Annotated in this window: 12 protein-coding genes; 2 read left to right on the top strand and 10 right to left on the bottom strand. The window is 43.3% G+C overall.

The window, feature by feature from the left end; genetic code table 11:
* Positions 1–30: 30 nt before the first annotated feature.
* The 8 genes from F0228_RS09190 to F0228_RS09155 all read right to left on the bottom strand — a co-directional run bounded on the left by F0228_RS09190 (position 31) and on the right by F0228_RS09155 (position 8,536).
* Entirely contained in the window at positions 31–1,179 is a 1,149-nt protein-coding gene (locus F0228_RS09190; protein ID WP_171762132.1) for a conjugal transfer protein TraF, read from the bottom strand.
* A 50-nt stretch (positions 1,180–1,229) separates the two neighbouring features.
* The gene (locus F0228_RS09185; RefSeq protein WP_171762131.1) at positions 1,230–2,117 is read right to left on the bottom strand and encodes a DUF2861 family protein; all 888 of its coding nucleotides are present in this window, start codon (positions 2,115–2,117) and stop codon (positions 1,230–1,232) included.
* Positions 2,117–2,776, bottom strand: a complete 660-nt coding sequence (vxrB, locus tag F0228_RS09180) for a response regulator transcription factor VxrB (protein WP_061030933.1) — start codon at positions 2,774–2,776, stop codon at positions 2,117–2,119. Before vxrB ends, F0228_RS09185 begins: the two co-directional genes overlap by 1 nt.
* Positions 2,751–4,223 (bottom strand): sensor histidine kinase VxrA, encoded by a 1,473-nt coding sequence (gene vxrA / locus F0228_RS09175; protein ID WP_061031335.1) that lies wholly within the window; start codon positions 4,221–4,223, stop codon positions 2,751–2,753. The genes vxrB and vxrA overlap by 26 nt, the downstream gene beginning before the upstream one ends.
* A 276-nt stretch (positions 4,224–4,499) precedes the next feature.
* The gene (gene pntB / locus F0228_RS09170; RefSeq protein ID WP_171762130.1) at positions 4,500–5,897 is read right to left on the bottom strand and encodes a Re/Si-specific NAD(P)(+) transhydrogenase subunit beta; all 1,398 of its coding nucleotides are present in this window, start codon (positions 5,895–5,897) and stop codon (positions 4,500–4,502) included.
* A 10-nt stretch (positions 5,898–5,907) separates the two neighbouring features.
* On the bottom strand, positions 5,908–7,455 hold the full coding sequence (pntA, locus tag F0228_RS09165) for a Re/Si-specific NAD(P)(+) transhydrogenase subunit alpha (RefSeq protein WP_061030931.1): 1,548 nt from the start codon (positions 7,453–7,455) through the stop codon (positions 5,908–5,910).
* A 391-nt stretch (positions 7,456–7,846) separates the two neighbouring features.
* Entirely contained in the window at positions 7,847–8,128 is a 282-nt protein-coding gene (locus F0228_RS09160) for an HlyU family transcriptional regulator (RefSeq protein WP_008224143.1), read from the bottom strand.
* A gap of 39 nt (positions 8,129–8,167) precedes the next feature.
* Positions 8,168–8,536 (bottom strand): late competence development ComFB family protein, encoded by a 369-nt coding sequence (locus F0228_RS09155; protein WP_008224142.1) that lies wholly within the window; start codon positions 8,534–8,536, stop codon positions 8,168–8,170.
* A 395-nt stretch (positions 8,537–8,931) separates the two neighbouring features.
* Here F0228_RS09155 and F0228_RS09150 point away from each other — a divergent pair, with 395 nt between their 5' ends.
* Positions 8,932–10,173 (top strand): GGDEF domain-containing protein, encoded by a 1,242-nt coding sequence (locus F0228_RS09150; RefSeq protein WP_171731469.1) that lies wholly within the window; start codon positions 8,932–8,934, stop codon positions 10,171–10,173.
* A gap of 95 nt (positions 10,174–10,268) precedes the next feature.
* On the opposite strand, the gene F0228_RS09145 is transcribed toward F0228_RS09150, so the two are convergent.
* The gene (locus F0228_RS09145) at positions 10,269–11,279 is read right to left on the bottom strand and encodes a Solitary outer membrane autotransporter beta-barrel domain (RefSeq protein WP_008224135.1); all 1,011 of its coding nucleotides are present in this window, start codon (positions 11,277–11,279) and stop codon (positions 10,269–10,271) included.
* Positions 11,280–11,360: 81 nt separating this feature from the next.
* Complete coding sequence (locus tag F0228_RS09140; RefSeq protein ID WP_171731495.1) at positions 11,361–12,329, bottom strand: diguanylate cyclase; 969 nt, start codon at positions 12,327–12,329, stop codon at positions 11,361–11,363.
* A 131-nt stretch (positions 12,330–12,460) separates the two neighbouring features.
* Here F0228_RS09140 and F0228_RS09135 point away from each other — a divergent pair, with 131 nt between their 5' ends.
* Positions 12,461–12,898, top strand: a complete 438-nt coding sequence (locus F0228_RS09135) for a DUF3069 domain-containing protein (protein WP_008224132.1) — start codon at positions 12,461–12,463, stop codon at positions 12,896–12,898.
* Positions 12,899–12,926 lie beyond the last annotated feature (28 nt).

Here is a 12,926-nt window from a genome sequence, read left to right as displayed (position 1 = left end):
TTGTTTAGGAGCAGAACTATATAAGGACTGTTAGTAACTAGCAAGGAAATTGATAGATGCACCCATTGCATTTTCGTTTGTGTAGTTAGCGCTTAGATCTAGCTGAAACAAATTAAGAGGCGACAAACCGATACCCGCTGTGATGGTCCCTTCTGAATCAGAGTAAGCGAGGTTCTTGTAGTACCCTGCCCTTAGCTGCATTTGACGCAATAGGTCAACTTCAGTACCGACACGAATCATCTGCTCATTGTCTTCAAACGAAGTAAACTTTTCAGTTTCATTCAAATCGTAATCGACACTTAACGAGAAGTAGTCAGACACGATACCAGCACCAACGGTATAAACTGGCTCAATCTGATAAGCGTATTTACCACCAACTTGGTGAGTGGCACCACTTGTGCTGCTAGTTAACGTTCGGGTTGTATCTTTCGTCTCAATATCTCTTGAGAACAAGTTGGTCGCAGCAACACCTACTCGGAACGGTCCGAAGAACCAAAGCGCACCTGCATCCATGTTAAATGCAGTTTCACCATTGCTGTTTTCTCTTACGTCAGAGAGATCGTAATCGTTAACCGATGCAATGTAGTTGTATGTGTAGATGCGTTGAATCTTAGGAGTAATACCAAAAGAGATGTGTTGGCCCATAAAGGTTTGGTATTTAGCAAGAGAAAGACCAACTTCAGCTACACCAATTGAAACCGCTTCAACGGTAGACAACTCAACTTTGTCCGTATCGGAACCGGTTGTGTAAACATCAGGTGTCGCAAAAGATTCTGTGTAGGCTTTAGCAAATAGGTTTGCAGCAACAAATTGGTTAGGTAGCGCGAACGCCACAACACCACCAAGCTCTACGTTCGCCTGGTTACCATCAAGTTTGTTAAGAGCGGCATCTAAGTCTGCAGTATTTGAAGCGTCAATGACACTATCGATATTCGATTTCATATCGTTAGGATCATTATAATTACCACCAAAGCTAGGCGTAATCATACCCATATCATCATTGCGACGGTAAATGGCAACCAATGCTGGGTTATAGAATGGAGCGGTTAGGAAGTTTGCAGAAACAACACCAACACCACCCATTGCATCACCACGCGCTTCAATGGCGTAGTTTGCTGCTGAAATAGGAAGACTGGCGAATGCAATTGACGCTGCGAGTAGTTTAGTAGTTTTTTTCATGCCGTTTATCTTTGTTAGATCCCTTACATAGTTAACGGCACAATTTTAAATTACTTTAACTCTTCTTCGCTAGAAATATCATAAGTTTTACTGATAGTTTGTGCTTGTTCTATCGCTATGTCACCTTGCCAACGCGAATGCACCATAGAAACCGCCAGAACATAACGGTCATTGGGAAGATCTTCGCCTGTCAGATTCATCGGGTAATCCGATTCATAGCTCTTACCCCACACTTGTTCATAGTGCTCGTCGACATAATCGTACAAACCGATTTCTAGCTTAGGAAGCGGACAGTATGGGTTAAGCAGGTCTTTCTTATCTATTCGCCACGTATCTTTTGATGCCCAGCGTACTTGCTGACGCATGGCAACTTCACCCAAAATGATCCATGTGCTCCAAGAGTTGCCCCCTTCGCCCTTCACGTTCAGGCGATACAAGCCAGAATCGAGCTGTGACGCTAAGTTATAGCGCTTGCGGTACAAACTGACCGAGGCGTTGTTAACCACTTCGCTTTCTTTCGTAAACTCGCTATCGGAAGAAACGACTTTATCTACCCACTTTTCAAAGGTGATGTTTTGGATTTCTTGTTCAGATTCGACATCAATTGAAACCCGAAATGTGTCTCGACCTGGGCTTTGGATGATATGTCTCTTAACAACAACCGAGCTAATCCAGTCCGGTAGCGTTTTCTTAGTGAGGGTTTTACCACAATCTTTGTTCAACGCTTGGTCGAACAGTTCATTGAGGTGCTCTTCTCGAGATTGAGAAACATTGATTTGCCAAACTTCCACTAGAGAATCAAACATCTGCGGTAGATCATTATCCAACAAATGTTTATGCACTTGAGTGAGAGCATCGCTGCTCTTAAACCAATCTGTGGCGTACGCGGTGTTAACCACGCTCGACAGTATTAATAGTGGAAGTAAGGCTTTTTTCATTACGCTTTCATCTTGTAGCCAACGCCACGTAGCGTTTCGATCTCTAGACCTGGCAGTTTCTGTCTTAACTGAAGAACGTGCGTGTCTACTGTACGTGTTGTTGGGAAGTGGTTGTAACCCCAAACGTGGTCAAGCAGTTCGTCGCGTGTAAATACGCGGCCAAGATTGCTTGCCAAGAACAGCAGAAGATCAAACTCAGTACGTGTTAACGTGACTTCTTGCTCATTGAAAAACACTTCACGTGTTGCCTTGTCAATAACAAGGTTTTGAGCGATAACTTTTGACGCGTCTTGCTCTTCAGCATCTGGTAGGCGAAGTTGAGCACGGATACGAGCAAACAACTCTGCTTCTGCGAATGGCTTCGTTAGATAGTCGTTAGCGCCTGAATCTAAGCCCGCTACTTTGTCTTTTACCGTAACCAGTGCAGTCAGCAAGATTACAGGAATATCTTTCTTTTTCTTCCAGCTTGGAAGTGAGTCTACTGAGTCACCATCAGGAAGTTGACGGTCTAGAATGACTAGGTCCGCTTGTTCCCAATAGCCTTCAACTTCAGAGATCAGTTCAGCATGTAAACATTCATACCCAGCTTGCTCAAGGCTAACTAATAGGCCATCAGCTAAATTTTTATCATCTTCAACGAGAAGCAATGTCTGTTTCACAAGGTATCTCCAAAATAAATGTTGTCGGGGGGCCGATTAGCGTCATGTGACCGCCCATTTTTCCGACCATAGATTCTACTATCGTCAGACCTAAACCAAGTCCACTCTTACTAACGAATGGCTTTCTTAGTTGCCCCCAGTCTTTGCGGGACAAGTCTCCATTATCTATAACTTTGAATGTCAGCTTCTTGTCAGAAGTATTCAGTTCTAGTATCACTGGTGCGACACCGTATTTAACAGCGTTCCTGATCAGGTTATCGATACAGGTTCCTAACCAATATACGTTCACTTTTGCAGCGATATCTTGGTTGATGCGCAGTTCAATTCCCGGCGCAAAATCTTCTTCAACTTTGTACTCTAACCACTCTTGGACACTTGGCACCCACTCAGTCGCGAGTGGTTGGTTGTCCGACTGTAGGTAGTCTTTACTTGCTTCTGCTAGCTGCCTTAAACGACGCGTGTCTTCACACAGTCGACGGAACTCATCATATACCGATTCAGGTAAGTGTTCGAACTCACGTCTGAAGCCTTCAACGGTCAATGATAAGCTCGCAATCGGTGTTCTCAGTTCGTGCGTTAAGATCTGAAGAACCAACATACGACTCTTCAATTCCTGTTTCTTACTGTTCCAACGGTATATCGCCCAACCTAGCACAAGCATGATGTTGGCAATCACCAAGATGAACATTGCGACCTGAAGCAGTTCAGAGTGATCTTCAATTTCCCAACACACATTACCACGTTGGACGAAACAGCTCTTACCTTCTGAAGATAAGCTGAACGACAGCCCTGCTAACGTCGCGTTTTCATGCCAGTCAGACTCTTTGTATAGGTAATATCTGTCGCCCCGTTTGACCCACATTTCATCAAGTTCAACAAACATGCTTGCACCAGCCAGAAGCGCGGTAATGGCTTCATTGTCCATCTGCTGCAAACGAGATAGCAGTTCATCGTGTTCAGTATTTGGACGCTCTTGGATGTGCATAAAGCGTTTTAGCGCATCGAACTTTTCTGGGTATTTCTCAACGTAACGTGCTGCATAAGAGCCACCACCTGGGTGAATCAGACCGCTACGGCTAAACCAACGATCAGATAGCTTGGTCCCTTTACACATCGCACGTGTAAACACCAAAGGCTCCGTTATTAATGGGCTTAACGGCAACTTACCGCTACAGGTTTTTGATAACTGGTATAAGCGTTGAATATCTTTTAATGGGTACTCTGCTGTTTGCGGCAGCATTGAAGAAGGCGTGATCAAACGCGTCGGATAATCAGCCTGAAGCAATCGAATATCATAAGATTCGATTGCCGTTTCATGATCAAATAGTTTGGTGAAATTATCGATACGCTCAGGCAAAGAATCAGCAAACGCGTTTACTGATACTGATAACGTAGCGATAAGAAGAGTAAATGTTCTTTTGATGATCACAAACCAGCGCAAATTCATATAGATCAAACAAATATATACCATTCGCTTTCAAAGATAAATTTTAACCGCATGAAAAACAGCAAGAATGACGACTAACTGTCATTAAATTGACTTGATTGCGCTCAAAGCGAGCGGATGTACTAGTCTAACGCATTAGAGCTAAGCCATTTCATCGTCGCTATGGGAAGCAATTAGTGCGCTCATATTCTCTCGCATTCGCACTATTTCCCCCACTCTGTGGGCACAAAAAAGGAGCTCAATTGAGCTCCTTACTTTTGTTTCTAGAACCGACCTCTATAGGTGCTCTAGAATACCTAGACAGCTTTGTTTAGCATCGCCAAACAGCATCTGTGTATTGTCTTTAAAGAACAATGGGTTTTGTACGCCTGCGTAACCCGTGTTCATAGAACGCTTGAACACGATAACGTTTTGAGCGTTCCAAACTTCAAGCACTGGCATGCCAGCGATTGGGCTGTTTGGATCTTCCAGAGCTGCTGGGTTTACGGTGTCATTCGCACCAATAACCAATACAGTATCTGTCTCGTCAAAGTCATCATTGATCTCGTCCATTTCAAGAACGATATCGTAAGGGACTTTTGCTTCAGCAAGCAGTACATTCATGTGACCCGGTAACCTACCGGCTACTGGGTGGATACCAAAGCGAACGTTTACGCCTTGTGCACGCAACTTTTCAGTAATTTCATGCACTGGGTACTGAGCTTGAGCTACTGCCATGCCGTATCCAGGAGTGATGATTACTGACTTAGAGTTCTTAAGCATGTCAGCCACGTCTTCCGCTGAAGTTTCACGGTGTTCACCTTGATCTTCATCGCCTTCAGACACTTGTACTTCCTGACCGAAACCACCAGCAATAACACTAATGAACGAGCGGTTCATTGCTTTACACATGATGTAAGACAGAATCGCACCCGACGAACCAACCAGTGCACCAGTTACGATAAGCAGGTCGTTTGCAAGCATGAAACCTGCCGCCGCAGCAGCCCAACCAGAGTACGAGTTCAACATAGAAACAACCACTGGCATATCTGCACCGCCGATCGACGCCACTAAGTGGTAACCGAATGCGAACGCGATAAGTGTCATCACCATCAGTGCGAACATGCTGCCATCTGCTTTAACGAACATGATCATAAGTAGTGTTGAAACCACGATAGCCGCTAGGTTCCATTTGTGCTTGTGAGGAATGTTCAGTGCAGACGAAGAGATAACGCCGCGAAGCTTACCAAACGCAACAATCGAACCTGTGAACGTCACAGCACCGATAAATACGCCAAGGAACACTTCCACTAGGTGGATAACGTGCTCTGCATGAATATCAGCAGGGTTAAGTGACACAGCCGTCGGTGGATCGATGTAGCTGTTGTAACCCACAAGTACCGCTGCCATACCTACGAAGCTGTGCAGAATTGCCACCAGCTCTGGCATTTCAGTCATTTCTACTTTTCTTGCGTAGTGGATACCAATACCACCACCGATCACCATTGCAATGATGATCCACACAATACCTGCAGAGTGAGGGCCAAAGATCGTCGCGATCAACGCGATTGCCATACCCGTGATACCGTAATAGTTACCTGCACGTGCAGATTCCTGCTTCGATAATCCAGCCAAGCTCATAATAAAGAATACAGCAGCAACAATATAAGCTGCTTGTACTAATCCTTCAGACATCTGTTACTCCTTAGTCTTTACGGAACATTTCAAGCATACGTTTGGTCACGGTAAAGCCACCAAAGATATTGATACTTGCAATTAAAACGGCAATAAACGATAGGAAAGTCACGACGCCGCTTCCCTGTCCAATCTGTAATAGCGCACCCACCACAATGATCCCTGAAATCGCGTTCGTTACAGACATCAAAGGCGTATGAAGAGAATGGCTAACATTCCAAACTACGTAATAACCCACCACACAAGCGAGAACAAAAACGGTAAAGTGAGATAAGAACGCAGCAGGAGCCACCGAAGCTATCCAAGCGAATGCACCAACCGCGATTGCCATACCTGCCGCTTTTTTAACTGGAGAAGTAGGCTCTTCAACTTTTGGCTCAGGTTTCGTTGCTTTTGGCTTAGCCTGTTGAGGTTGAGCAGAAACTTGAATTGGTGGAGCTGGCCAAGTGACTTCGCCCTCTTTAACGACTGTGACACCACGAAGTACAACATCTTCAAAGTCGATATTGATGTTACCGTCTTTCTCTTTGCAAAGTAGTTTCAGTAAGTTCACTAGGTTAGTCGCGTACAGTTGGGAAGACTGAGTAGGTAGACGACCAACCATATCGGTGTAACCGACAACCTTCACACCATTCGCTGTTGTGATCACTTGATCCGCAACCGTGTATTCACAGTTACCACCATTTGCTGCCGCAAGGTCCACAATTACGCTACCTGGGCTCATGCTATCGACCATCTCTTTGGTGATAAGTTTAGGCGCAGGACGACCCGGAATTAGTGCTGTAGTAATAATGATATCAACGTCTTTTGCTTGAGCCGCGTAAAGCTCTTCCGCTTTCTTGTTGAACGCGTCAGACATCTCTTTTGCGTAGCCATCACCAGCGCCTGTATCTTCCTGAAAATCCACTTCCAAGAACTCAGCGCCCATCGACTCCACTTGCTCTTTAACTTCAGGACGAACATCGAATGAACGAACAATGGCACCTAAACTACCAGCTGCACCAATTGCCGCCAAGCCAGCAACACCCGCACCAGCAACCAGTACTTTCGCTGGTGGAACTTTACCTGCCGCTGTAATTTGACCCGTGAAGAATCGACCAAATTCATGCGCCGCTTCAACAACAGCACGATAACCCGCGATATTGGCCATAGAACTTAGTGCATCGAGCGCTTGAGCTCTTGAAATACGAGGCACAGAGTCCATTGCCATCACATTAATGTTACGGCTCGACAGCTGCTCCATTAATTCCGGGTTTTGAGCCGGCCAAATAAAGCTGACCAATGTTGCGCCATCTTTAAGTAGGTCGATTTCATTCTTAGTATCATCAACGATTGGAGCGTTAACTTTAAAGATAATATCGGATTTCCAAGCTTCATCTGCGCTTACAACTTTTGCACCAGCTTGTTCGTAAGCTGAATCTTCAAAACTTGCTAGCGCACCTGCTTGTGATTCAACACAAACTTCAAATCCTAACTTTAGAAGCTGTTCGACCGATTTCGGCGATGCAGCGACTCGCGTTTCACCAGCGAGCGTTTCTCTTGGTACACCTATCAACAAATTAGACTCCTTGTGTATCAATTTGTGATTATTATTCTTACCAAAGGCAAATTAAAGAGATCGTAAGCGCACTTGGCTACACCAATTTGCATAGCGATACTTTAACAATTGGTACAATGACTTATTCGTTTGTATCTAACGACAACTAATACTTCAAGCGTTTTGTTCAAAGAACAGGAAAAGTTATTACTTATAACGATTTGGATGGAATTTGAGCACTTAATTTAGATAAATGATGCCCCTCTCGAATAAAGAGGTCAAACCACTTGCCAATAATCCTTTTAATAACAACCGACTAGCTGCTCTTTGTCCCTAAAACTAAAAAGAGCTTTCAGCATATACACTGAAAGCTCTCTAAATTATGACTAGCATCAAATCTAACCCTAATTGGTTAGCTAAATATGCTATCGCCCATTTGGTCGATGAACATTTGCGACTTCTTGAGCATCAATTCGTTGGCGTCTTCTTTGTTTGAAACAACATCTGAACGAATAAAACGATGACTTTTAATCTCACCATCAATTTCTTTCTCGATACGCCCGGCAACACGGTATTGACCAGATTCAGCAATGGCATCTTGATAGATATTGAACCCTTTATATTCGACTGGCTCAATCTCTACTTTTTGTTCGGTTTTTTCTTTGCCACCAAATAATCTAGAAAAGAATCCCACGTTTTTTACTCCTTAAATGACGTTACTGATACTAACCTATCATGACTGTTTACGGTTCAACAATGGCTTTTCATACCATTGCAATTCTACGTCATCATCAAAATTGTGTTGACTGAAGATCACGGGCACATTGTCCTTACGATCGCGTCGTCTGTCGTCAATAATCATACTTTCTGCATTTTTGACCGCGATCTCACTATTCCTTTTGTACAGAACCAATTTATCTTCTGGTAAGGCCGAAAGGAAATCGATATCAAAGCGAATATAGATAGGTTTTAACTGACCCAATGCTAAACATGCGAGATCAGCCAACTGCTCGTTTGTATAACTAGACACGTATTCTTCGGTAGACAATACATGGCCCACCAGCGTCTCCATATAGTTATGTACATCCACACTAATTTGCATACTACACCTCCGTTTGTAGCTCTATGTAAGATCTAATCTTCAACCTTGTCTTAAACGTTATGCCAACCTGGTTGGTTTTGGCTGTTAGAGCATTATATCGGTCAATTTTAAAACAAATATTAAACCGTTTTAAAATCGAATATGCCCCTTAAGCATTAACCACATAGGTTTTGTTAAGTATCTATAACGACTAATTAATTTCTCATATATACTGTGTAGTTCGTACTGTGGTCAATAGCAACCTGAATACATATAAAAGCGGTTGCACCAATAGCGACCTATGACTATGTTTTCACTCTCGTTTAAGCAAAATGCTTGGCAATCGCTTGTTTAACCGTATCCTACGTATAGTATTAATTAATAAGATCATCATTATAGTTAGGCTCACCACATAAATGGCATCTTCTTTTGTAACGTCGAGCATGTTTCGATTTTGCTTCCCTTTACTCCTTCTAGCAATTTTACTTGCAGGTATGAACAACGTCATTCTGGTGACGGATTCAAACTTAGGGTTTGCTAGCAACCTTCCGTATATTCTATTAAGCGTTGCGGTATTGCTATGCCATACATTCAGGCAAGGGCGCATGGCCATGGTGTCAGTGACCATGCTTGTCGCCTATCTTGTAATCCAAGTTCGTTTGCAAACCCCGTTAAATACCGGAACGACTCTATTAGAGCTCTCTCTACTCGCGGCATTAGTGCCTGTCACCTGCCTACTTGTGTACGCCTTCCCAGATACAGGCGTGAATTCTAAGTCAATGTTCTTGTATGCTCTGGTATTGGTGTTATTTGTGGTGTGGGCGCAACTTATCGTTTCTCATTTTCATGCCGGAGGTTTTGAATCATGGAGCGAAGGTATCCTCTTCACCGTCAGAGACTTTTCTAAACTGCCTTTCGTTTTAGTCTTATATAGTCTGTGTTTATTGGGGTTAACTGCGATTTTGGTTCTGGTCTACAACCGTTCAATCGATGTGGTTGTGTATAGTGCAATCCTGCTGGCGTCGAGTACCTTTATCTTTTTCGATGTTCAGTACATATCGAGCACGATGTTTTCTTTGTCAGGCACTTTAATCATTGTTTATGTGATGTCTGCTAGCCACGATATGGCATTTAATGACCAACTGACAAACATTCCAGGGCGTCACGCCTTAGAAGTCGATATGAAGCATCTAGGGCGCAAGTATTCAATGGCGATGGTCGATATCGACCACTTTAAGAAGTTCAATGACACGTACGGGCACGACATTGGCGATGACGTGTTGAAATTAGTGGCGAGCATCTTAAAAGAGACGACAGGTGGCGCTCGAGCTTATCGTTATGGTGGAGAGGAATTCACGATCATCTTCAAAGGTAAACATACCGAGCAAGTCAAAGAACACCTTCAATCGCTCGTTTCACAAGTGCACGACTACGATATGACGATTCGTAACACAAAAGAGCGACCTGATGATCATGATGAAGGCATCAAAAAGCGTGGTAAAAATGGTCAAGCATCTGAAATTGTCAATGTGTCAGTGAGTATTGGATTGGCAGACAGTACAACCACCAAGCACCCTGAAGAAGTATTGAAGCTTGCCGATCAAGCATTGTACAAAGCCAAAAAGACGGGCCGAAACAAACTCTGTATTCATAGCTAAAAAAACAAAAGCCAAGCTCTATACGTGCTTGGCTATGATTCTTTGGTTAATTAGATATTTGGTGCTAAATGCAGTTCGCTTTAAACAGCAAGCAACTAGTCTTGGTTGAAGAACAGAACGAGGCTACCACCTTTTAAGCTACTCCCGTAGTTGATCGTAAAACCGATGCCTACATTATCAACCCATTCATTGAATAAGTTGGGGTTCAGCAACCAACCTACACTACCCTCATAATACGAGGTCGTCCCCATCGACTCCACGGTGTCCCCACCGATATCAATTCTTCTAATGCTCGAATACATCGATGTAATGTTTTTATCCCAACGCACGAGATCGTAGAAGATCTTAGCTTCGTTAGCGATATACCAACCTTCCGGGTTCCCTACATCACCGTTGTTAGCTTCTCCCCAACCAACACCATTAAAATAGTGCCAACTGGTACTCAGTTTGTATCTCCCCCAATGATTTTTATCTTCAAAAATCAGCTTAATTTTCGGCTCTATGATATATGCCCACGCATCTGTGTTGTAATAAAGTCCATCCAATTGGTCCTGAATAGGCTCAAGTAGTGACGAGCGGTATTCAAAGTCGTTGCGATAATAAGAGATATGATTACCAATACCTGAATGAAAGCTCCAGTACTCATTTAATTGAGAGACATTAGCAAACTCGACGTAACCAGAAACCACAGACTCTTTTTGATAATCGCTTTTTATCGTCGCTGCATATTCAACGTCGTTCTCGATACGCAATGCTGATAAGCGCAACGTTATCTCTTGATGGTTGTCTTCAATGTAGTTGGGCAGCTCAAAGGTGTAAGGAAGACTGAGAGATGTGATGTTTTGACGGCGACTTACCGAATCATTCGAGCCAATATCTTCATTGTCTAAACTAAAAACTTCATTTGGATCGAAGTTATTAATACCAAAAGTAAAAACATCGGTATCGTTGAGTAATACACTGGTGGCAAAACGCTGCTCTAGCTCCTTGCGAAATGCATCTGACAAAGCGTTGGCTGAAACCGTAGGAGAGGTAATCAAACAAAGCGCAGGGACAATCAGTGTCCAACGCGAATTAGCCATAGAAAATGACTTTGATTGTGGCATGTCGTTTATCACTTAAAACACTTCCTAGTTCAAACGCTACTAGGATTATAAATTCAAATTACTAAAAGAGCTCAACAGCTATCATGTATGCTCTAAAATGTTGCGCTGGATATAGGTGTTTCTACCGCTTTGTTTTGCTTGATACAGCGCTTGGTCGACCTTCTCATAGATGGAGGCTAAAGACTCATCGCCATTAGGCACAAACGACAACACCCCTTGTGACGCTGTCACTCTGTCTGAAATCGTAGAATACTCATGTGCGTAGTTCATATCATAAAGCGCTTCTTTGATACGAATCGCCTGCTGTTCTGCAGCATCACTGTCGGTATCACTCAAGATAAGCACAAACTCTTCACCGCCATAACGGCCGACAAACTCTCCAGCTCTCACAAACAGTACCTTTAGGGTATTAGCAAGGCCTTGTAAGCACTTATCTCCTTGAATGTGCCCGTAATTATCGTTGTAAGGCTTAAAGAAGTCTACATCGAGTAGAATCACCGTCATGGATATATTACGTCTTCCGTGCCACGCAATGCTCTCTTCAAGCTTAGTATCCATATATCGACGGTTGTACAATTTGGTGAGGCCATCTTCATTGGCTTGCTGTTGCAGGAGGATGTTGAGCTCTTCTAACTTGGCGGTACTTTGCTTCAGCTCACGCCTCATGTAGGCGATGCGCTGCATGGCAATCAGTTTAGAATTGAGTACGACTTTATTTACCGGCTTGATCAAATAGTCGTCACCACCCGCATCAATGGCCTTGGCTATCATCTCAGGCTCTTCGTGACCGCTCAGAAAGATAATAGGTACCCATTCAGGAAATCGTTCACGGATCTCGTTCGCTACTTCAAAGCCATCCATTTCAGGCATACTAATATCAAGCAAGACGAGCTCTGGATCAAAACCAGAATAAACGTTCAGGGCTTCTTTACCGCTGCCGACCGCTTCAACAATATGACCTAATTGTTTTAGTCGAATAGCAAGTTGCATTCTGTCTAGCTGAACATCGTCAACCAGCAATATGCGCATCGAAGATCCCTTTTCTATCATCGCATCACCTTTATCGAGTGTTGAATATTCAAAGTAGCTCATTTTTGGGCTTAAATCATGCCCTAATCTCTATATTATATTGACTTTTTTACAGATCTTTTTAGCATTGTTTCTTTTTAAAGAGAAATACTATGTCAGACGCTACAAACACAGAGCAACAAGAAATCGATTTAACCACAATCTCTCCTGAACTTCGCCAAGTTATCGAATTTGATGAAGTGCCAAAAGAGATGCACTTTATGGTTACTTCTATTCATGAAGTGTCTGAAGAAGCAGTACGCGAAGCTTGGGACAGCCTGCCAGCAAGCGCACAAAATGTTTTGGACAACTTCGAACAGTTCCACGCTCTAATCACGGTTAGCCAAGCTTTCGCTGGTGTTAACGTGATGGAAGAGTTCCCTACTCTTAAACTTCCAGAAGGCATGACTGACGAAGAAAAAGAAGAGTACCGCGCTCAACTACTAGACCAAGTTCTACACAACTGTGTAAAAGACATGGTTAAACAAATCAAGAAAGCTCGTCGTGATGCTATCTTGAAGCGTGATTTTAAAGAAGTTTTCACTAAATAAGCCATTGCTCAACCTTAGATTAGGTTGA

This window comes from Vibrio sp. 99K-1 (assembly GCF_013114585.1).
GTDB lineage: Bacteria > Pseudomonadota > Gammaproteobacteria > Enterobacterales > Vibrionaceae > Vibrio > Vibrio chagasii_B.
This window is presented reverse-complemented; position numbering and strand designations above follow the sequence as displayed.

Coding starts and splice junctions, on each gene's coding strand:
- F0228_RS09190 (WP_171762132.1), bottom strand. CDS start 1,179: ATGAAAAAAACTACTAAACTACTCGCAGCGTCAATTGCATTCGCCAGT.
- F0228_RS09185 (WP_171762131.1), bottom strand. CDS start 2,117: ATGAAAAAAGCCTTACTTCCACTATTAATACTGTCGAGCGTGGTTAAC.
- vxrA (WP_061031335.1), bottom strand. CDS start 4,223: ATGAATTTGCGCTGGTTTGTGATCATCAAAAGAACATTTACTCTTCTT.
- pntB (WP_171762130.1), bottom strand. CDS start 5,897: ATGTCTGAAGGATTAGTACAAGCAGCTTATATTGTTGCTGCTGTATTC.
- F0228_RS09155 (WP_008224142.1), bottom strand. CDS start 8,536: ATGCAAATTAGTGTGGATGTACATAACTATATGGAGACGCTGGTGGGC.
- F0228_RS09150 (WP_171731469.1), top strand. CDS start 8,932: ATGGCATCTTCTTTTGTAACGTCGAGCATGTTTCGATTTTGCTTCCCT.
- F0228_RS09145 (WP_008224135.1), bottom strand. CDS start 11,279: ATGCCACAATCAAAGTCATTTTCTATGGCTAATTCGCGTTGGACACTG.
- F0228_RS09140 (WP_171731495.1), bottom strand. CDS start 12,329: ATGATAGAAAAGGGATCTTCGATGCGCATATTGCTGGTTGACGATGTT.
- F0228_RS09135 (WP_008224132.1), top strand. CDS start 12,461: ATGTCAGACGCTACAAACACAGAGCAACAAGAAATCGATTTAACCACA.